19 protein-coding genes are annotated in these 19,096 nt (G+C 51.2%); 10 read left to right on the top strand and 9 right to left on the bottom strand.

Features of this window, described 5'->3' with window-relative positions:
* The first annotated feature begins 242 nt into the window (after positions 1-242).
* The 5 genes from npdG to alaS all read left to right on the top strand — a co-directional run bounded on the left by npdG (position 243) and on the right by alaS (position 8,023).
* Positions 243-902, top strand: coding sequence for an NADPH-dependent F420 reductase (npdG, locus tag McpAg1_RS07655; RefSeq protein WP_338094723.1), 660 nt, complete (start codon positions 243-245; stop codon positions 900-902).
* 541 nt (positions 903-1,443) lie between these two features.
* On the top strand, positions 1,444-2,694 hold the full coding sequence (locus McpAg1_RS07650; protein ID WP_338094722.1) for a Glu/Leu/Phe/Val family dehydrogenase: 1,251 nt from the start codon (positions 1,444-1,446) through the stop codon (positions 2,692-2,694).
* 124 nt (positions 2,695-2,818) lie between these two features.
* Positions 2,819-3,154, top strand: coding sequence for a winged helix-turn-helix domain-containing protein (locus McpAg1_RS07645; protein ID WP_338094721.1), 336 nt, complete (start codon positions 2,819-2,821; stop codon positions 3,152-3,154).
* 322 nt (positions 3,155-3,476) lie between these two features.
* Positions 3,477-4,754, top strand: a complete 1,278-nt coding sequence (serS, locus tag McpAg1_RS07640) for a serine--tRNA ligase (protein ID WP_338094720.1) — start codon at positions 3,477-3,479, stop codon at positions 4,752-4,754.
* Positions 4,755-5,284: 530 nt separating this feature from the next.
* Positions 5,285-8,023, top strand: coding sequence for an alanine--tRNA ligase (gene alaS / locus McpAg1_RS07635; protein ID WP_338094719.1), 2,739 nt, complete (start codon positions 5,285-5,287; stop codon positions 8,021-8,023).
* 327 nt (positions 8,024-8,350) lie between these two features.
* On the opposite strand, the gene McpAg1_RS07630 is transcribed toward alaS, so the two are convergent.
* Genes McpAg1_RS07630 through McpAg1_RS07595 form a run of 8 tightly spaced genes read right to left on the bottom strand, consistent with a single transcriptional unit; the run spans position 8,351 to position 14,033 of the window.
* Entirely contained in the window at positions 8,351-8,929 is a 579-nt protein-coding gene (locus McpAg1_RS07630) for a cobalt-precorrin-7 (C(5))-methyltransferase (RefSeq protein WP_338094718.1), read from the bottom strand.
* Positions 8,926-9,945, bottom strand: coding sequence for a cobalt-precorrin-5B (C(1))-methyltransferase (locus McpAg1_RS07625; protein WP_338094717.1), 1,020 nt, complete (start codon positions 9,943-9,945; stop codon positions 8,926-8,928). The genes McpAg1_RS07630 and McpAg1_RS07625 overlap by 4 nt, the downstream gene beginning before the upstream one ends.
* Positions 9,942-10,604, bottom strand: coding sequence for a precorrin-8X methylmutase (locus McpAg1_RS07620; protein WP_338094716.1), 663 nt, complete (start codon positions 10,602-10,604; stop codon positions 9,942-9,944). Before McpAg1_RS07620 ends, McpAg1_RS07625 begins: the two co-directional genes overlap by 4 nt.
* Positions 10,552-11,313, bottom strand: coding sequence for a precorrin-3B C(17)-methyltransferase (gene cobJ, locus McpAg1_RS07615; RefSeq protein WP_338094715.1), 762 nt, complete (start codon positions 11,311-11,313; stop codon positions 10,552-10,554). Before cobJ ends, McpAg1_RS07620 begins: the two co-directional genes overlap by 53 nt.
* A gap of 5 nt (positions 11,314-11,318) precedes the next feature.
* Positions 11,319-12,188, bottom strand: coding sequence for a cobalt-precorrin 5A hydrolase (gene cbiG / locus McpAg1_RS07610; protein WP_338094714.1), 870 nt, complete (start codon positions 12,186-12,188; stop codon positions 11,319-11,321).
* On the bottom strand, positions 12,185-12,898 hold the full coding sequence (gene cobM, locus McpAg1_RS07605; RefSeq protein ID WP_338094713.1) for a precorrin-4 C(11)-methyltransferase: 714 nt from the start codon (positions 12,896-12,898) through the stop codon (positions 12,185-12,187). Before cobM ends, cbiG begins: the two co-directional genes overlap by 4 nt.
* Positions 12,895-13,506, bottom strand: coding sequence for a cobalt-factor II C(20)-methyltransferase (locus McpAg1_RS07600; RefSeq protein WP_338094712.1), 612 nt, complete (start codon positions 13,504-13,506; stop codon positions 12,895-12,897). The genes cobM and McpAg1_RS07600 overlap by 4 nt, the downstream gene beginning before the upstream one ends.
* A complete protein-coding gene (locus McpAg1_RS07595) occupies positions 13,500-14,033 on the bottom strand; it encodes a bifunctional cobalt-precorrin-7 (C(5))-methyltransferase/cobalt-precorrin-6B (C(15))-methyltransferase (protein WP_338094711.1) in 534 nt (177 codons plus the stop codon). Before McpAg1_RS07595 ends, McpAg1_RS07600 begins: the two co-directional genes overlap by 7 nt.
* Before the next feature lie 177 nt (positions 14,034-14,210).
* On the opposite strand from McpAg1_RS07595, the gene McpAg1_RS07590 reads away from it, so the two are divergent.
* Entirely contained in the window at positions 14,211-14,951 is a 741-nt protein-coding gene (locus McpAg1_RS07590; protein WP_338094710.1) for a protease inhibitor I42 family protein, read from the top strand.
* Between the two features lie 366 nt (positions 14,952-15,317).
* Here the strand turns inward: McpAg1_RS07590 and McpAg1_RS07585 are convergent, their stop codons facing one another.
* Complete coding sequence (locus McpAg1_RS07585) at positions 15,318-15,521, bottom strand: YwbE family protein (protein WP_338094709.1); 204 nt, start codon at positions 15,519-15,521, stop codon at positions 15,318-15,320.
* 68 nt (positions 15,522-15,589) lie between these two features.
* On the opposite strand from McpAg1_RS07585, the gene McpAg1_RS07580 reads away from it, so the two are divergent.
* The 4 genes from McpAg1_RS07580 to McpAg1_RS07565 all read left to right on the top strand — a co-directional run bounded on the left by McpAg1_RS07580 (position 15,590) and on the right by McpAg1_RS07565 (position 18,938).
* Positions 15,590-16,051, top strand: a complete 462-nt coding sequence (locus McpAg1_RS07580; protein ID WP_338094708.1) for a Holliday junction resolvase — start codon at positions 15,590-15,592, stop codon at positions 16,049-16,051.
* Between the two features lie 412 nt (positions 16,052-16,463).
* The gene (locus McpAg1_RS07575) at positions 16,464-17,579 is read left to right on the top strand and encodes a methanogenesis marker 9 domain-containing protein (RefSeq protein WP_338094706.1); all 1,116 of its coding nucleotides are present in this window, start codon (positions 16,464-16,466) and stop codon (positions 17,577-17,579) included.
* Positions 17,560-18,390 (top strand): triphosphoribosyl-dephospho-CoA synthase, encoded by an 831-nt coding sequence (locus McpAg1_RS07570; RefSeq protein ID WP_338094705.1) that lies wholly within the window; start codon positions 17,560-17,562, stop codon positions 18,388-18,390. Before McpAg1_RS07575 ends, McpAg1_RS07570 begins: the two co-directional genes overlap by 20 nt.
* Complete coding sequence (locus tag McpAg1_RS07565; protein ID WP_338094704.1) at positions 18,378-18,938, top strand: DUF447 domain-containing protein; 561 nt, start codon at positions 18,378-18,380, stop codon at positions 18,936-18,938. The genes McpAg1_RS07570 and McpAg1_RS07565 overlap by 13 nt, the downstream gene beginning before the upstream one ends.
* Positions 18,939-19,096: the final 158 nt, after the last annotated feature.

The raw sequence follows: 19,096 nt of genomic DNA, 5'->3' as shown, positions 1-19,096 counted from the left end.
AATTTTGGTAATCTTTTAAAAATCGCCATTGGCGATTTTTTATTCGCGCTATTCGCGCTATTCGCGTTATTCCGCGAAGCGGTGAGCAGGCCGAAACGACTCCTGAAAGGAGGAGTTAAACACGGCGGAACGGCGTGTGGAAGGCATGCGATTCGCGTTTCAAAATCTGCCATGCCAAACCATGGCACAATCTTTATTCCTTTTTCTCTGCAATAACTATTACAACTGAGGTGAATGTTTTAATGAAAATAGGTATTATTGGCGGCACAGGAGATATCGGCAAGGGTCTCGCCCTCCGGCTCTCCAACAAGCATGAGATCATCCTTGGTTCCCGTGAGGCCTCCAAGGCATGCGAGGTTGCAGAAGAGACTGTCTGCACGCTTGGCGAACGCAACTGCGCAAGCCTCTGCCGTGGAGTTTCCAATGAAGAAGCTGTCCGCGACGCAGATATTGTGGTGATATCGGTGATGTTCCAGCATGTTGCTCCAACGCTTGCCGGCATCAATTCAAAGTATCTGGAGAATAAGATCATCATCTCTCCGGTAAACCCGATGGGAAGAAAGGATGGGTACTTCTTCTTCAACCCGCCGGCAGAAGGGTCCGCAGCTCTTGCGATTGAGAAGATGCTGCCGCAGTCAGCAAAGATTGTGACTGCATTCAATAATATTGCAGCACACAAATGGACGCTGCTTGACGAGGAGCTGGACTACACGGTTGCGGTCTGTGGTAATGATGTGGAAGCAAAAAAGACGGTGATGAAGCTGGTGTCTGAGGTTTCTAAACTTCATGCAGTGGACGCAGGACCTCTTGCGGTTGCAGGAATTGTTGAGAGCCTGACCCCGCTCGTGCTGAATATTGCACAAAATAACGGCATGAAAGACGTTGGCGTCCATTTCAGCTGAACATTTTTTATCTTTTTTTTGTTTTGCTTCGATCGCGATAATTTCTGCTCCGAACGCAGGTTCTGCTCCGCCCACGGAAAAACGGAAAGCACAGAAAAAAACATCACGGAGCAGACGTGAACACCACGGAAGTATCGTTTATTATTTTACATCTGAGTTCCGTGATGTTTTTCCGAGAGATTCGGTGTTTTCCGTTTTTCCGTGGGCGGAGCAGAACATAAAGCGGAAGGCAGAACGGAAAAACCTCAGGACGTAAGTACACAACATCATTTCTCCCCTTGCGCGTTTGTCTCTGAAAAATGGTATCGGGCGTGCTGTGATCACAGAATGCATGCTAACATATAGCATAGAAAAAACCCGCTCGAAGCCGTATTCCTGATTTTGCCAATTCTCCGATATTTTTTGAATTAGAACGATAATTAACGGCTAAATTACCAGAAATCCAATACCTTTTATATCGGAGAAAGCTAACATTACATTTGTCAGAGTGTGGTCAGGATACATGTTTATTGCGAACCACCAATGACAGGAAGCAAAAACCATGTCGAAGGTAAACCCGTTTGAAATGGCCCAGCACCAGCTTTTGGACTGTGCAAAGATCCTCAAGCTCGACCAGGGCGTTGTCGACATCCTCATGCAGCCGCAGAGGCAGATTCAGGTTTCCATCCCGGTTAAGATGGATGATGGGACGACCCGGGTTTTCCAGGGATTCCGTGTGCAGTACAATAATGCACTCGGCCCGTACAAGGGCGGTATCCGCTATCACCCGGAAGAAACCATTGACACCGTTCGTGCATTGTCTGCATGGATGACTTGGAAGTGTTCTGTTCTTGGTCTGCCGCTCGGCGGAGGCAAGGGAGGTATCATCTGTAACCCGAAGGAGATGTCCAAGGGTGAACTTGAACGCCTGAGCCGCGGATATATCCGTGCTCTGTGGAAGAACATTGGTCCGGACACTGACGTTCCGGCACCGGATGTCTACACTGACGGTCAGATTATGGCCTGGATGATGGACGAGTACTCGATCATCAATGGTAAGAACCAGTTTGGTCTTCTGACCGGTAAGCCGCTCGTCGTTGGCGGTTCTCTCGGCCGCAGTGATGCAACCGCAAAAGGCGGAATGTACACTTTGCGTGAGGCAGCAAAGGAGCTGAAGATTGATCTGTCCAAGGCAAAGGTTGCAATTCTTGGTTTCGGCAATGCCGGAAGCTTTGCAGCAACACTTGTGCAGGAGATGTTCGGCTCAACCGTTGTCGCAGTAACTGACTCCAAAGGTGGTGTCTATGATGCAAATGGTCTTGACATTGCAGCAGTTAGCGGACACAAGAACAAGACGAAGTCGGTTGTCGGATACAAAGGTCTGCCGAAGCTGACCAATGATGAGGTCATGGCTCTTCCGGTTGATGTGATCATTGCAGCAGCACCCGAAGAGGGAGCAATCAATGACAAGGTCGCTCCAACCGTGAAGGCAAAGGTCATCTGTGAACTCGCAAATGGCCCGACCACGCCGGAAGGAGATGCAATTCTTCACAAGAACGGTGTCCACGTTATCCCTGACTTCCTGTGTAATGCAGGTGGTGTGACCGTTTCCTACTATGAGATGGTCCAGAACATGTACATGCACTACTGGAGCCTTGACGATGTCTATGCAAAGCTGGACACGGCAATGACGGCGTCCTACCATGCAGTGCTTGCAGCATCCAAGGAATACAAGATCAACATGCGCCAGGCAGCTTATGTCGTTGCGGTAAAGCGCGTTGTTGAGGCAATGAAGGTTCGCGGCTGGGTATAATCCTGCCCCGACCCCAGTATTTTTTTGTTTCAATTGTTCTGTTTTTGAAGATTTTGATTCCGGCAAGCCGGTTATTTTTAGTACTATCTGAGTATTTATCAGAAACTGCACCCCATTTCTGAATATGACGAAATCAGAATCATCTGAGCTGTACCTTCCGCTCCTGAAGTCGCTCGCTGATGGAAAGCCGAAGAAAATCGCGGCACTTACGGACAAAACCGGAGATATATTCTGCGTTCTGCCAAACGATCTTGGTATTAAGGAGCCAAAAGACGGGTCCTGCGATTATCTTGAACCGATTCTTGCGGCAAGTATTGAGCTTGAAAAGGCCTGTCTTATTACGAAGTCAAATGATAATGTCTGTACGATTACCGAGCGTGGTAAGGATCTCTTGAAGGAAAATCCAAAACAGATTGATACCGCGGTTCTGATGCGGTACCCTGAGTACAAGAAACAGTGACGATCAGAAATTTTTGAAAATATTTTTTTCTTTTTTTGTGTTGCTTTGTTCGCGAAAACTTCTGCTCCGCCCACGGAAAATCAGAACACACGGAAATAAAAAAAATTTAATATTATGCAACACCGCGAAAAGATATCGTGATTTTTCAAAATTTCGATCAAATACTTTTGCAACATAACTATTTTCAAATTCCGTGTTGTTCACGTCTGCTCCGTGACATTTTTATTTCCGTGGAGTTCAGTGTGTTCCGATTTGCCGTGGGCGGCTCATGAATAAATATACAAATCCTCTTCATCTTCAACCGCATATAATGATGCCAAGTATGCTGGATATCAAATTTGTCCGGGCGCATCCGGAGGTTGTTCGTGCGGACTTGGAAAAACGCCACGACACCGAGAAACTTGCATGGGTCGATACCGTTCTCGAACAGGACAAACTGTTCCGCGAACTCACCGTAAAAAATAACGAACTCCGGGCACGCAGAAACACGATCGCCAAAGAGATCAACGCAGCCAAAAAGTCCGGAGAGGATCCGGCCCCGCTGTTTGCCGAAGCAAAAGCACTGCCGCAGAGAATCAAAGACAACGACGACATCATGGAAAAAGCAACCGAACAGGTTCGCTACTACCTGATGCGGCTGCCGAACATTCTGCACGAATCAGTCCCGTACGGCAAAGACGACACAGAAAACGTCGTGATTCGAACAGTTGGCACCCCAAAAAAGTTCGAGTTCGAACTCGTCAACCATGGAGAGCTTGCCGTCCGCAACAACTGGGCTGACTTTGAACGCGCCACCAAAACCTCTGGCGCAGGCTTCTACTTCCTCAAAGGCAACCTCGCCATGCTCGACCTTGCCCTCCAGCGGTTTGCCCTTGACACCCTCATCGCCAAAGGCTACACCCCGATTATCCCACCGTACATGCTCAACCGCAAATCCTACGAAGACGTAACCGATCTCGCAGACTTTGAAAAAGTGATGTACAAAATCGACGGCGACGACGAGTATCTGATCGCAACCGCCGAACACCCGATGGCAGCCATGTATCAGGACGAGATCTTCGAGGAAAAAGACCTGCCCTTAAAAATGGTCGGCATCTCTCCGTGTTTCCGCCGCGAAATCGGAGCGCACGGTCTTGACTCACGCGGACTTTTCCGTGTCCACCAGTTCACCAAAGTCGAACAGTTCATCTACTGCATGCCGGAAAAATCCTGGGAAATGCAGGAAGAACTTCTCGCAAACTCCGAAGAACTGTTCACCAAACTCGAACTTCCGTATCATGTCGTCAACATCTGTACCGGAGATATCGGTATTGTTGCCGCAAAGAAGTACGACATCGAGGCATGGATGCCGCGCGATAACGAGTACCGCGAAGTTGTTTCCTGCTCGAACTGCACCGCATACCAGGCATGCCGCTTAAACATCCGTGTCCGCGATGCGCATGACTTTGAGTCCAAACAGTATCTGCATACCCTGAACTCAACCGCTATTGCAACATCGCGTGCCCTTCGCTGCATTCTGGAAAACTATCAGACCGAAGACGGCAGAGTCGAGATCCCCAAAGTCCTTCGTCCGTACATGCAGAATTTGGAATACCTCTGATTTATTTTTCTTTTTTTGCTCCGCCCACGGAACACACGGAAAAACATCACGGAAAAACATCACGGAAATAAATTTTTTTAATAGGAGTTACGCGATGATGAATTTCATTGTTTGAAATTTTTCTGTAGATGGTCTCGCTTGGAGTAACCAAGGACAGAAAATCCCTTTTCCTTATGCTATTTCATCACCGCGTAAGTCCTATTTTAATATTATGCAACACCGCGAAAAGATATCGTGATTTTTCAAAATTTCGATCAAATACTTTTCCAACATTATTATTTTCAAATTCCGTGATGTTCACGTCTGCTCCGTGATGTTTTTTTCTGTGAGATTTCCGTGTGTTCCTGCGAAGCAGTAAGCAGGCCGAAGGCATGCGTTCAGTGTGTTCCGTGGGCGGAGCAGAACGTAAGACGAAAAACAGACGAATCGTGAACAACTCTGGTTTAAAAGCAGAACACATTTCCGAAGCGAATTATTATCTCACCTCCACACTAACCTATAGTGGTTACCAAACTCGGTAGTGGTTCTTCATGCTTGAGAATGAATATCAGCTTGAATATTTCAAGCGGGAAGGATTTGTCCGCAAAATCTGTAAAAAATGCGGAATGCCGTTCTGGACACGGGACCCGGAACGTGAGATCTGTGGTGACGCCCCCTGTGAACCATATCAGTTCATCGGCAACCCCCTGTTCAAAAAGCACACCGTTGAAGAGATGCGCGAGGCATACCTCTCCTTCTTCGAAAAAAACGGTCATACTCGCGTCGGCAGATACCCAGTAGCCGCACGGTGGCGTGATGACATCTACTTAACTATCGCATCCATCGCCGACTTCCAGCCGTACGTGACGAGCGGAGTCTGCCCTCCTCCGGCAAACCCCTTAACCATCTCCCAGCCGTGTATCCGGTTAAACGACCTCGACAACGTCGGACGGTCAGGCCGCCACTTCACCTGCTTTGAGATGATGGCACATCACGCGTTTAACACCGACGAAAATACCATCTACTGGAAAGACCGCTGCGTAGAACTGTGCAGCGGCTTCATCGAATCAATCGGCGGCGACTTAAACAACCTCACCTTCAAGGAAAACCCCTGGTTCGGCGGAGGAAATGCAGGTGCAAGCGTCGAAGTCCTCATGGGCGGACTCGAAGTCGCAACACTTGTCTTCATGAACCTGTCCCGCAAAAACTCCGGCAAACCCCAGGTCATGATTGACGGCAAAGACTACTACGAAATGCCGCTTCGAATCGTGGATACCGGATACGGTCTGGAACGGTTCGCCTGGGCATCGCAGGGAACACCTACCGCCTACGACGCAGTCTTCCCGGAAATGATTCCGCGGCTGCTGAACTCTGCCGGCATGGAGGACACGCTCGACAACCCCGAAGTTGCCGCAATTCTTGGCATGAACGCCAAGTTTGCCGGACTCATGGACATTCGCGGAGAAAAAATCCGCGATCTCCGGCAGAAGGTTGCAGACGCAGCCAATGTCTCTCTCACAAAACTCGAGGAGATCATTGTTCCCATGGAGAACATCTATGCTCTCTGTGATCACACCCGCTGCCTTGCCTACATGCTCGGCGACCTGATCGTTCCGTCCAACGTCCGCGAAGGATACCTCGCACGGCTCGTACTTCGCCGCAGCATCAGAATGATGCAGGAAGCAGGCGTGGACGAAGATCTGGGCGACTTGATTGTTGCACAGATGGAAAAGATCGGTCTTGCCCAGTTTGAGCAGGAACCCGCAATCGTTCGCGAGATCATCAGCCGCGAGGTTGAGAAGTACGATGCAACGATCGAACGCGGAACCCGCACGGTTCAGCGCGTCGGCCAGAACTATGTGAAAAAGAGCCAGCCGGTTCCACTCGATGAGCTTATCACGTTGTATGATTCGCATGGTATTCCGGTTGAGCTGATGAAGAAAATTCTCTCCGAAGCTGGTGCAGAGTTTGAGATTCCTGACGACTTCGACTCCCGGATTGCAGAGATGCACTCGGAGAATGAGGGAGAGAAGCCTGAGTCTCCGCTCGCGAAATATGCAGAACGGATCGCGGTTCTTCCGCCGACCCGCAAGAGCTACTATGAGCGTCCAAGCGATATGGAGTTTGAGGCGACCATCATTGATGCAATTGATGAGTATGTGATTCTGGATCACACGCTGTTCTATCCCGAAGGCGGAGGTCAGCCGTCTGATACCGGTACTTTTGTCAGTACAGATGTGATGGTTCGGGTTGATGAGGTGGTGAAGTCAGGCGAGGTGATTCTGCACAAGGTTCACGGTCCTGGTCTGAAACGCGGCGACCGTATTAAGGGCGTCGTTGACGAGGAGCGGCGCTGGGCGCTGATGCGTCACCACTCAGGAACTCACGTTATTCTGCGTGCGGCAAAGGAGGTTCTTGGTCCTCATGTGCATCAGGCAGGATCTCAGCTTTCGACCGATGCGGCGCGTCTGGATATCAGGCATTATACGCATATTACGTCTGAGCAGCTGAAGAAAATCGAGATTGTGGCGAATCGGCTGGTGATGGAGAATCTGCCGGTTATGATTAAGGTTGAGCCGCGAACAAAAGCTGAGCAGAAGTTCGGGTTTGCTTTGTATCAGGGCGGTGTGCCGCCAGGAAAGGAGCTGCGGGTTGTCCAGATGGGCGCTGAGGTTCAGGCGTGTGCGGGTACGCACTGTCAGAGTACGGGCGAGATCGGGCCGGTGAAGCTTCTGCGGCTTGAGCATATTCAGGATGGTGTTGAGCGTATTGAGTTTGCGGCAGGGTTTGCGGCGCTTGATGCGATGCAGCATCTCCAGACGCTGCTTGCAACGTCTGCTGATACGCTGTCGGTGCAGACTGAGAATCTGCCGGGTTCGGTTGAGCGGTTCTTCTCTGAGTGGAAGGAACAGCGTAAGGAGATTGAGCGTCTGCGTGCGAAGATTGCTGAGCTTGAGCTTTCCCGCCTTGAGGGCGTGATGATGTCAGGTGTTGAGGTGGTGGTGAAGCAGGTGGATGTTTCAAGAAAGGAGCTGGTGACGGTTGCGGGCGCGGTTGCGAGCCGCGGCGGTGTTGCGGTTCTGATCACAACAGCTGATGGTGTTGGTGTTGTGGCGTCGTCTGGTGTTCCTGAGAAGGTGAATGCCGGTAAGCTGGTCTCTGAGGTCTGTGCTGTTCTTGGCGGCAAGGGCGGCGGAAAGGAGAGTCTTGCTCAGGGAGCTGGCGTGGACGCTTTAGCAGTTCCGGCAGCATTGACGAAAGCGGAAGAGCTGGTTTCTTCCTGGCTCTAAATTTTTTTGTGGAGGTTTTTCCTCCGATTTTTTTTAATAGGATTTTACGCGGCGTGATTTTTGAAACGCGAATAGCGCGAATCGCATGCCGAAGGCAGGCTCACCGCTTTGCACGTCGTTCCGTCGTGCTCACTGCTTCGCAGCTTCGCGAAATAGCGCGAATAAAAAAAATCACCAATGACAATTTTTCAAAAAATAAATTGTCTGTGTGTTTCATACCGGAGCCATCTGGATGAAAATGAATTATTTTTGTAAATTTTAAAAATCGCCATTGGCGATTTTTTATTCGCGTTATTCGCGTTTCTTTCCAAACGAGACCAAAAAAAATCAGTACCCGATAACCACGCAGAACAGCTTACTCCGCACTTCCGGCGGCTGGGCAGCTGTCCCTTCAGCGACGCGCTCGTACGAATAGCCAAGATCCTCACAGACCGCAATCCGCATATCAGCAGACACCGCAGTGAGCGCCTTGGCAAGTTCGGCAACCGAAAAGTCCGGGTCTGCAATCACAAACACCGAATGGCCTGCCGCCGCATCGGCTACCGCACGAGAAATCGCTGACGCATGACTCTTCCCATGCGCATTCACTACCGCGACATTCGTCCATGACGCCTTCAACCGTGCAAATGCTACTTGCATCGAAGAAATTCCCGGGATTACTTCGCCAGGCAGATACCCGAGTCCTGCCATAAGCGGGTCACCAGTCGACAAAATAACCGCGCCCTCAGGAAGCGTGCGGAGAGCCTTGTAGTCGGTTATCTCAATCACTTCCGTGTCAGCTGCTGTGTACGGTTTTGCCAGCTCAATCGCCCGGTCGGACCCATAGATCAACTTCGCCGCACGAATTTTTGCAATCCCCTCTTCGGTCAGCATGCCGGTTCCTGCCCCTACTCCGACAATAATCATGATTCCTCCTCCGAATCGATCAGGACTGTTCCTGCCCGATCAATAATCACAATTCGCAGATGCGGATATCGTACTTTCGCATCCGCCACCTCAGCAGAAAGTGCCACAGACCCTGCGGATGACGCCATCAGCTCCTCAACAGTTGCAAATCCCCGCGAGGTCGCAGTCTTGGAATCGAAAAATCTGAGAATCAGACCTGGCAGTCCACAGATGACAGCGTTTTGGCATCCCTCTGCCGCGGCAAGCGCTTCACTGATCTTTGAACCCGCAAGCACCACCTCGTACTCTGGAAACAGCAGGCGCGAAAACCGCAGACCGGTCCGTCCGGTCGTAATCACCACACGTTCAGCAGCCGAGATCCGCTCGGCAAGCGTCTCGGTCAGATGATCATCCCATGGCTCGACAAAACCCGTCGTTCCGACAACTGAGATGCCGTCAAGCACGCCGACTTTTGGATTCAGCGTCAGGGCACCGATACGTCGTCCGTCAGGAATCGTCAGCAGAACTTCTGCTGCCGCAATGCCTGCCGCGCGACATCCTGACTCGATCGCCGACAAAATCTCATCACGCGCCTGAGGGCTGATTGCAGGTTCACCTTCTGCGTAGCGGGGAGTTGAGCGGCTGAATCTGCCGATGCCTTCTCCCGCAATGAGCGTCGTTGCGTCAGCAGGCTTTGCCTCGGCACAAATGAGAATACCTGCCGTGATATCATCAGGATAATCACCGGCAAACTTTCGCGCCTCACCGCATCCATTGCGTCCCTTTGTCGGAACGTTTGCTGTAACTCCGCAGGGAAGAGTAATCTCTGCCTCGGTGATACTCTCTCCACGAAGTGACGCGACCGCAGCAAACGCAGCGGCCGCAGCAGTTGTTCCGGTCGTAAACCCGCGGCGGAGCACCGTTCCGTTCGCCGTCAGAACCCCAAAGCCGCTCTCGGCAAGTTTGAGGGCCGCGGGCTCGTCACATTTTGCAACCCATGCCTCAGGATAGGGAAAACCACTTACCGGATCGATCATTTCTGCTGTTCTGCAAACATCGTAATAATTTCATTCAGCGACGCAACCGCGATCGGTGTTCCGCCGCGGGTGCCAACGTTTGAGACTGACGGCACGTTTTTCGTGCGGAGAATCTCCTTTGACTCTGCCGCATTCACAAACCCGACCGGGGTTCCCACAATCAGTGCCGGACATATGCCCTCATCCACAAACGAACAGACCGTCAGAAGAGCGCTCGGCGCATTTCCAATCACCACAACTGAACCTGCCAGTCGGTCTTTCAGAGCAACGAATCCTGCCGAACTGCGGGTGATGCCAAGTCTCTCCGAGATATCAGCGCCGTAATCCAGCGCGCACTCCACGCTGCATGAGTGACCGCGCTTCTGAATGCCGGTCAGAACCATTCTGATGTCGGTGAAGATCGGGGCACCTGATTTGATCGCCGCAAGACCTGCGGAGACTGGATCATTGTCGAACCGCAGAAGATCCGCCATTGCCCAGTCGCCGACAGCAATCGAACATCTCTGACGAATACGGTCTTCTGGCGTTGCATTGCCAACCATCTCACGCGCCAGACTTCTGCTGCGCGAAGAGATCGAAAATCCCTCCGGCGTATCAGCGCCGATATCAGTATACGTACTTTCGGTGGTAACCGCGGGGTGTAATAATTCCTTTGACATCTCCGTTATCCTCCCAGAATCTGGTTTCTTCGCCGCCGATGATTAAAATCGAGTGCATATCAACCAGTTCATCATTTTCACCAAGCGATGCAAGTGTTACGCAGAACGCCTCTTCGCCGTCCCGGAACACATTCTTCACCACACCGACCGGTGTCTCGGGCGAGCGGTACTGCATGGCAATGTTGATCGCTTTTCCAAGATTCAGCGGTCGTCCCCTGCTCTTTGGATTGTAAAGTGCGACCGGCACGCCCATCTGGAACGCGAGGTTCAGCCGCTTTTCAATCATCTCCCAGGGTGTTAACAGATCCGACAGGCTGAGGGTTACATAATCTCCGGAAAGCGGTGAGCCGAGACGTGAAGCAGCCGCAGTAGCCGCGGTTACTCCCGGAATCACCTCAACATCGGTGTTCGGGAACTCATGCTCAACAACTTCGAGCACGATGCTTGCCATACCGTAGACGCCGGCATCTCCGCCGGTAATCATTGCCACATTATGGTCTGCTGCAAGGCGTGCGGCTTCTTTTGCGCGGTCAACCTCTTTTCCCATCGAGCTTCTGATGACCTGTTTATTCCTTATGAGCGGTTCAAGCATCTCGAGGTAAAACGCGTTGCCGATGATCACATCGGCTGTGGCGATTGCCTTGATTGCGGCCGGAGTCAGTTGTTGCAGACTTCCGGGTCCTGAGCTTACGATCCAGAGAGTTCCCATGATTATTATTGTCCTATGGCAATGGTGACGCGGCCATAGACGGTCTTGTTCAGTATCAGAGTTCCTGACTTTGCGAGCGCCAGAGCGCAAGGTTCTGCAACGCCCGCAAGTCCGAGCATCTCCGCGCGAGACGGAGTTTGCGGTACTTGTGCGTTAACTGTTTCGTCATCTAAAAAGATGAGATTGCCGGATAAGGACCTGACAGCCTCATGAAGTCCTGCCTCATGAAATTTTTTTACGGTTGTTGCAAAAATTTTCACGTCCGCAAGCGGAATCCCCGCGGTTTTGCATGCGGAATCGATTGCTGCGAGGATTTCTTCAGCGGTTGTGCCAAGCCGGCAGCCGATACCGATCACGTAGGGTGAGTTGTTGACGAGGACCGATACTCCCGGATTTGCGATGACGATGTGCGGAGGATTCACCCGCACGATCGGAACTTCACCGTCAAGGATCGCGCCGTTCACCTCGCGGGTTGAGGAGCGGTTGACGACTGCAAGGCCTTCGAGCCGTGCGGTCTCTTCAACCGACGGCCTGCCAAGCGTCTCGGTCGCGGTTGAGATGACTGGTTCAATTCCGATCTCTGCAAGACGTTTTGCGCAGAGATTGCCGCCGTGATGACCGCCGAGAACCGGTATCGCGTACTTGAGGTCAGGCGTCACCACGACAACTGCCGGGTCATGCCATTTGTCGGTCAAGAGGGATGCGCATCCTCTAACCGCAATGCCTGCTGACATCACGGCAACGATTACGTCCACACTGGTATAGAGTTCGGCGAACACGTTTTCCCTGTACGGCACCAGCTCTGCTTCAAGATGTTTCGCGATTTTTTCTCCTGAAGAAAAAAACCGGTCCAGAACAACAACAGCAGTAGTCATCCGTAGAGGTGTGAGTTGGTGTAGGCAGCTTTGATTCCTTTTACAACGTCTCCCACGATGATGAGAGCGGAGCGTTCGATGCCTTCCTCGTGAACTTTTTCTGCGATCGTTGCAATCGTTCCGCGGACAATCTTCTGGTCAGGCCAGGAGGCATGATAGACGACGGCAACCGGTGTGTCTGCCGGACGTTTGAGCTTCTGCATCACCGAGTCGATGTGGCCGGTGGACAAGAAGATCACCATCGTTGTTCCGTGGGCGGAAAGTTCGGCAAGCTGGTCTGCGTCCAGTGTCTGGCCGGCAGAACGCGTGACGATCACCGACTCTGAGACGCCGCGAAGGGTGTACTCAGTTTGCAACGCGGCTGCCGCGCCAAACATGGAAGAGACGCCGGGAATAATTTCTGCGTGAATGCCCTCCTCTTCAAGAGGTGCGATCTGTTCCACGATCGAACCGTAAATTGCCGGATCTCCAGAATGCAGCCGCACGACAAATTTTCCGGCGCGAACATTTTCTGCGATAACGGATGTTATCTCTTCAAGCTTCATGCCCCATGAGTCGAGTTTGAGGGAGGCAGGCGACTGTGCTACCAGTTCAGGATTTACGAGAGAGCCTGCATAGATGAGAACGTCGGCCTGTTTGAGCAGCTCCATTCCTTTGACGGTGATAAGACCCGGATCGCCACATCCTGCGCCGACAATGTAGTACTTCATACCTTCCTCGCAATCATGATCGAGAAGTAGTTGGTCTTTTCCGGCAGAGTTCCGCGATGAACGCGTTCGCCTTCCATATACATCCGCTCAACCACGATGAAGTCATTGTAGCCTTCAGCCTCCAGCAGGCCTGCAACCTCTTTGGGTTTTGTTACCTTCATCAGAATTTTTGTGGCAGGTGCGGTCGGGCCGTCAGTTACCAGGAACGCGCCGTTCACGGGAATTTTTGCATGGGACGCGACTGCGGTGATGGAGCTGATGCCGGGAACTGTTTCCACTTCAAGACCCGGGTAGGACTCTTTCACCATCTCGGCAAGACGGGAGAATGTTGAGTAGTAGTTTGGGTCACCGATCAGACCGAAGACCGCTTTGCCGGTTTTTGCTGTGGACGCGATCTTTTCTGCGTTACGGCACATGCACTCGGTGATGACCGATTCATCACGGGTCATGGGAAACTCAAGGGTCACGATATTTTTCGCGTAGGGTCTGACCAGCTCGCAGGCGATACCGCCCGGAACAAATACGGTGTCAGCTTCCTGAAGAATTTTGACGGCTTTGAGTGTCAGGAGATCTGCGTCTCCGGGGCCAAGGCCGACTGCGGTCAGCATTCGCGGCCTCCGTGGATGATATAGATGGGGTTTATTGGTTTGAACATAATGCGCTCCACAAGTTCGTAGGATCTGGAGATCTGTAAGTGAACGGCTTCCTGAAATATTCCAAGACTCTGCATAGTATGCATCGCCTCAACTGCGGTTTCGATCAAAACCGCGTTCACGACAATGCTTCTGCATCCGTCAGCATCAAGTCTGGTGATGATCTCGGCAATGTCGCGGCTTCCTCCGCAGAAGGCACAGTCGATTTTTTTGCGGGAAGAGGAGAGAAACTCCATTGCTTCTCCTTCGACCGTTTCAACTGTCGCCATTCCCTCGCAGGTCTCTTTGGTGCAGGCGATTGCGAGAGCTCTGCGGTCGACCGCATACACGTGGCCGGAGGGACCGGCAAGGTTTGCAAGTTCTTTGGTTACCGTTCCCGTTCCGCAGCCGATGTCAGCGACTGTGTCGCCAGGCCGCACGCCGAGTTTTGCAAGTGATACGGCCATCACTTCCGGTTGTGTTGGTCCTCCGGGTAGTTCCATTTCTGATCTCCGTTGTCAGGTAAAATTACCTTAGCGAAATATTGCTGAATAGTGTTTGCAGGGAGGTGATATAGTTGTATGGAGTTGGGGCAGCTGCTGGTTAATCAATTCCTCCTAATCTTGATATATGATAGGGTCATATTCCTACTTATGAGAAAATTCGGCATTTTATTTGTTATGCTGGTTGTCGTTGCCGCTTGCGTCCTCGCGGCAGGATGCATCGGTACTGACAGCGGTTCGGCAACTCCAACTCCTACTCCGACGCCGTCGTCTGAGCAGGTAACAACAGTAATGGTTGATAAGTTCGGCACTGTTATTCCGGCAAATGATAAGATTCAGTTCATTCTGCCATCGAATCCGACTACCGGTTATGGATGGATTGCAGCTGATGTTTCTGGTCTTGTGATTAACCAGACTTATGAAGCAACGCCGGTCGAGGAGGGTATTGCAGGCTCCGGAGGAAATGATATCTTCACGATCACTGCGGATAAAGCAGGAACCTATCAGTTCGTTGCTGAGTACAAGCGGTCGTGGGAGAATGAGACTCCTCTTGAGACCTTTACCCAGGATCTGATCTTTGTTGATCCAACCACCACTCCGTCAGATGTTCCTCTGCTTTCCGTTGCATTCACCGGGAAAGTTAATCCGGCTGCCAGCGAAGTAGTGAAGGTTGTGACCGAAGGCAATCCGACTACCGGCTATGAGTGGACGATCACCAATGACACGCAGCTGAAAGTGCTGAACTCGACCTTTGTGTCTTCTGCAATACCGGGCTCGACTATGGTCGGTGTTGGCGGTTTCTATGAGTGGTATGTCACTGCAGAGAAAGCAGGAACGTATGAGTTCGCTGCCGAGTACAAGCGGTCGTGGGAGGATGAGCCGATAGGCAAGTTCTTCTTTGACATCACGTTTGTGTGATTGAAAAAAAATTCTTTTTTTTATTTTGTGACGCATGTTCTGCTTCACACGCACGTTTTGCTCCGCCCACGGAAAAACGGAACACACGGAGTTTCACAGAAAAGCATCACGGAGCAGACGTGAACAGCACGGAATTTGAAAATAAAAATGTTGCAAAAATATTTCTTCAAGATTTTTTCAAAAAAAGATCATGTGATTTTTTATGGTATCACACCGCAATTTTAAAAAATTTATTTCCGTGCTGTTCACGTCTACTCCGTGATGTTTTTTTCCGTGCGTTTTTCCGTGTGATCCGTTTTTCCGTGGGCGGAGCTGTTACGAAATCATGCGAGTCCTGGGCGGAGCAGCGACGAGTGAAGCCTGTCGTTATTCATCATCGTAAATCTGCTGGACTCTGCCGACCTGTCCGTTCGTGAGCCGCACTTTGATTCCATGCGGATGCGTGGACGAGTTCGTGAGAATTTCTGCAACCCTCCCCCATGTTAAAGCACCGGTCGGCTGATCAGCCTTTAACACCACTGCCACCGCAGTTCCCGGTCTGATATTTTTTCGTACACGTCCGTCAAGCATACCGTTCATGTAGAGCCTGTACCGCTATAAAAGTTCATCATCTCTCAGACGAAACATGAAGAAAAGAAATGGCAAATGATTTCGAGCGTACTGTGGTCAACTGCGTGAACCGGTATTTTACCGAACACCGGATGAAGGGATTTGCCTACCGCCTCAAACAGGCACGCTTCAATGCCCAGTACGTTGACATCATCGTTGACTCTCTGGACCCTGCGCATTATCTTGCGATCGAGTGCAAGTCGCTGAAAGGAAAACGGCTGTCGTTTTCCAGCAACTTCCACAAAGACAAAGACGGCGTACATCAGATCGACAACATCTCAGGTTTTCTCAAATATACCGGTCGCAAAGGATTTCTTGCGGTCGAGTTTCGCGGCGTCGGGCAAAAAAACGAGGCATACCTGATGCCCTGGGAAACGGTCTGCGCATTTTATGATATGCAGGCAAGTATCCCAATCGAGGAGTTCCGCAAATGCATTCCCTTGGAACGCACCTCCTATGGATATCATCTGGAATGCTTTTCTGTACCGTAACGCTGCGTTCTGAATTCTGCTTCGTTCACACGTTCTGCTCCGGTTGCGGGTTCTGCTCCGCCCACGGAAAATCAGAACACACGGAAATTTCACGGAAAAAAAAACATCACGGAGCAGACGTGAACAGCACGGAAATAATTTTTTAGAGTTTTGTGCGATACCATAAAAAAATATAATGATCTTTTTTTGAAAAAAATCCTGAAGAAATATTTTTGCAAAATTATTATTTTCAAATTCCGTGCTGTTCACGTCTGCTCCGTGATGTTTTTTTTCCGTGAAATTTCCGTGTACTCCGTTTTTCCGTGGGCGGAGCTGCGACAAAGGCATGCGGATGGTAAACTGTTCACCCATAAAACTACACCGCCGCCTCCGTCAGACTAAATATCCCTGAGCACCAATACGTATAGAATCTATGCGAGGGTCGAACAGATTTTTATCACTGAATGGAAAACCGGTCAAAACACCGGTTGTACTCGCATCCATGGCGGGAATTACCGACGCCGCGTACGTTCTCGAACGTGCCGCCCATGTCGGAGCTGCATTTATCGGCGGATTTTCCCTGGACGCGGCCACGCAAAACGCGGCAAAACAGATGGTTGCAGCAGGCCGCACCGAGTTTTCCGACAGTCTGGACGACATCGCAACCGAACTTGCCATGCTGGAAGGATCCAATCTGGTGATCGGTCTCAACCTTCGCGGCTCAACACCCGAAGCCTTCGTTGCCGCCGCCCGCAAATTCGGAAAAAATGTAATCTATGAGATCGATGCCCACTGCCGCCAGCAGCCCATGATCGAAGCCCACTGCGGCGAATATCTCCTTCACAATACCGACGCCCTCTGTGACATCGTTCGCGCCCTTCATGCAGAAGGCGTCACCATCTCGGTAAAAACCCGGGCAGGCGTCACTGACGACCGGCTGCTTGCCAGAAAACTCTGGGCTGCCGGCGCAGACATTCTGCATATCGACCTGATGGATACCGGATACACCCGCATCCGCCAGATCAGAAACAGCTGCCCTCTCATTCTCATCGCCAACAACAGCATCGACTCCCCTGACAAAATGATGGACATGTTCTCGCACGGTGCTGACCTCGTCTCCCTTGCAAGAGGTGCAAGCGTGCCAACACTCCAGCTTCTTGACCGCTACATTCGTGCGACCGCCGAAGAAAGCGGCTGGTATAACTCTCCCAAACAGCTCTGCCGCGGCGGCGACCTCAGGTCCCTGACGTTCTGCTGCATGCCGGTAAAACAGTGTCCGCTGCTGTCAACCCTCGACTCTATCGACATGAGCCGCCAGGATTACCTCGCACTCAAAGAAGGACTTGTGCAGGGTTCGCCAATCTCTCAGGGAAGCCACACCTGCTTCGGCAGTCTTGCCTGGTGCTGCAAATCTTCCACACCCTGCATGTTCCGCGATATGACACTGAAGGCTGTTCCTCTTCCAAAGAATGAGTATATGGCGCTGAAACGGGATCTTGCGGATGGTATCATGGAGAAGATCTTCGCCGATGTCCCAACAGACTGTTGAACCTGTTAATCTCGCCGAACTTGCACAGTTTGCCATGCTGCTTGAGGTCACCGCAAAGCAGAAGCCCGGCAATATCGACCGATGTCATGATTATGATGACACGCATCTTGCACATTTTCTGGCATCCGCAGTTCTGGCAGGACCGGTGTTCTCCCGCGTTGCGGAAGGCAGTATCTCGCTTGGAGAAGCGATGTACGATGCGGTTGCCAGAACCAATATCCATAACGGCGGCAACACACATTTTGGCGCATTCATTCTTCTTCTTCCGCTGATCGCAGGCAGAGGAACTGCCGGCGCGGCAGAGGTGGTGAAAAAGACCACGATCGAGGATGCGGTTCTCTTTTACAAAGCATTCGGCCTTACGCAGGTGCGGGTCAGATCCGAAGATCCTATGGATGTAAATGATCCTTCATCGATTCAGCGGCTGATCGATGAGAAGATCACGATGTATCAGGTGATGGAGTATTCAGCCCTGCATGACATGGTTGCCCGCGAGTGGACGAACGGATTTCTGCTGACCCGGAGAGCTGCCAATCTGCTGTTTGAACTTGGTGATGGGGAAAAAAACATTACGAAAATGTTTCTGTCGCTGATGGCCGAGTGTCCTGACACGTTTATTGCGAAAAAGTTTGATCAGGCAACTGCTGAAGCGGTTATGCAAAAAGCGGCCGCGGTTCTTGCAGGGAATGAAACGCTTGCAGAGTTTGATGAGGAGTGCATCAGAGATGGTATCAACCCTGGTTCTCTTGCTGATATCTGTATTGCGGGAATTTTTACCGCACTTTTAGAGGGATGGAAATGGGACTGTTAGGCGAAGGTATTACCGAAGTTATTGCGGTGACAAAGGACAACGCAGCTCCGATGGGAATTATTGTGAAGCCCGGGATGTCTCCGCGAATGATTCTTTTTAAGGGGTCGGCGACCGTTGAAAATATTCTCAAACACGGATGGGTTACGGCGAACTTTGTCTCTGACTGTTATCTGTATCCGCAGTATGCGTTTTCTGATGCGGCTCCGTCAGATCTTTCCAAGGTGTTTGTGGGCGGAGTTATGATGCAGAGGCTGTCTGGCGCTGATGCGTGGATGGGATTTCTGACGCAGGTTCTTCATGAGACTGAGGAGACGTATTACATTGAGCTGATGCCGGTTGCATCCGAGTACATCCGCGAGGATCCTCGTCCGATTAACCGTGGTTTCAACAGTGTTATTGATGCGACTGTTCATGCAACGCGGTATGTCCACAGCAGAGATGATTCGCTGAAGATGCTGATCGAGTATCATTTGGGAATTATTGCGAAGTGTGGCGGCCCCCGCGAACGCGAGGCTGGGGCTCTGTTGAAAGAGATCTGCGGGCTGTAATTTTTTTTCTATTTTTGGTGTTGTGGTACGTTCTGCTCCGCCCACGATTCGCATGCCTTCGTCACAGCTCCGCCCACGGAAAATCGGAGCACACAGAAATTTTACGGAAAAAAATCACGGAGCAGACGTGAACAGCACGGAAATAATTATTTAGGAGT

The sequence above is a fragment of the Methanorbis furvi genome (genome assembly GCF_032714615.1).
Classification (GTDB): Archaea; Halobacteriota; Methanomicrobia; order Methanomicrobiales; family Methanocorpusculaceae; genus Methanocorpusculum; species Methanocorpusculum furvi.
This window is presented reverse-complemented; position numbering and strand designations above follow the sequence as displayed.

What these genes read in the sequence shown, in the direction of transcription:
- npdG (WP_338094723.1), top strand. Translation starts at nt 243, where the DNA reads ATGAAAATAGGTATTATTGGCGGCACAGGAGATATCGGCAAGGGTCTC.
- McpAg1_RS07650 (WP_338094722.1), top strand. Translation starts at nt 1,444, where the DNA reads ATGTCGAAGGTAAACCCGTTTGAAATGGCCCAGCACCAGCTTTTGGAC.
- McpAg1_RS07645 (WP_338094721.1), top strand. Translation starts at nt 2,819, where the DNA reads ATGACGAAATCAGAATCATCTGAGCTGTACCTTCCGCTCCTGAAGTCG.
- serS (WP_338094720.1), top strand. Translation starts at nt 3,477, where the DNA reads ATGCTGGATATCAAATTTGTCCGGGCGCATCCGGAGGTTGTTCGTGCG.
- alaS (WP_338094719.1), top strand. Translation starts at nt 5,285, where the DNA reads ATGCTTGAGAATGAATATCAGCTTGAATATTTCAAGCGGGAAGGATTT.
- McpAg1_RS07630 (WP_338094718.1), bottom strand. Translation starts at nt 8,929, where the DNA reads ATGATTATTGTCGGAGTAGGGGCAGGAACCGGCATGCTGACCGAAGAG.
- McpAg1_RS07625 (WP_338094717.1), bottom strand. Translation starts at nt 9,945, where the DNA reads ATGATCGATCCGGTAAGTGGTTTTCCCTATCCTGAGGCATGGGTTGCA.
- McpAg1_RS07620 (WP_338094716.1), bottom strand. Translation starts at nt 10,604, where the DNA reads ATGTCAAAGGAATTATTACACCCCGCGGTTACCACCGAAAGTACGTAT.
- cobJ (WP_338094715.1), bottom strand. Translation starts at nt 11,313, where the DNA reads ATGGGAACTCTCTGGATCGTAAGCTCAGGACCCGGAAGTCTGCAACAA.
- cbiG (WP_338094714.1), bottom strand. Translation starts at nt 12,188, where the DNA reads ATGACTACTGCTGTTGTTGTTCTGGACCGGTTTTTTTCTTCAGGAGAA.
- cobM (WP_338094713.1), bottom strand. Translation starts at nt 12,898, where the DNA reads ATGAAGTACTACATTGTCGGCGCAGGATGTGGCGATCCGGGTCTTATC.
- McpAg1_RS07600 (WP_338094712.1), bottom strand. Translation starts at nt 13,506, where the DNA reads ATGCTGACCGCAGTCGGCCTTGGCCCCGGAGACGCAGATCTCCTGACA.
- McpAg1_RS07595 (WP_338094711.1), bottom strand. Translation starts at nt 14,033, where the DNA reads ATGGAACTACCCGGAGGACCAACACAACCGGAAGTGATGGCCGTATCA.
- McpAg1_RS07590 (WP_338094710.1), top strand. Translation starts at nt 14,211, where the DNA reads ATGCTGGTTGTCGTTGCCGCTTGCGTCCTCGCGGCAGGATGCATCGGT.
- McpAg1_RS07585 (WP_338094709.1), bottom strand. Translation starts at nt 15,521, where the DNA reads ATGCTTGACGGACGTGTACGAAAAAATATCAGACCGGGAACTGCGGTG.
- McpAg1_RS07580 (WP_338094708.1), top strand. Translation starts at nt 15,590, where the DNA reads ATGGCAAATGATTTCGAGCGTACTGTGGTCAACTGCGTGAACCGGTAT.
- McpAg1_RS07575 (WP_338094706.1), top strand. Translation starts at nt 16,464, where the DNA reads ATGCGAGGGTCGAACAGATTTTTATCACTGAATGGAAAACCGGTCAAA.
- McpAg1_RS07570 (WP_338094705.1), top strand. Translation starts at nt 17,560, where the DNA reads ATGTCCCAACAGACTGTTGAACCTGTTAATCTCGCCGAACTTGCACAG.
- McpAg1_RS07565 (WP_338094704.1), top strand. Translation starts at nt 18,378, where the DNA reads ATGGGACTGTTAGGCGAAGGTATTACCGAAGTTATTGCGGTGACAAAG.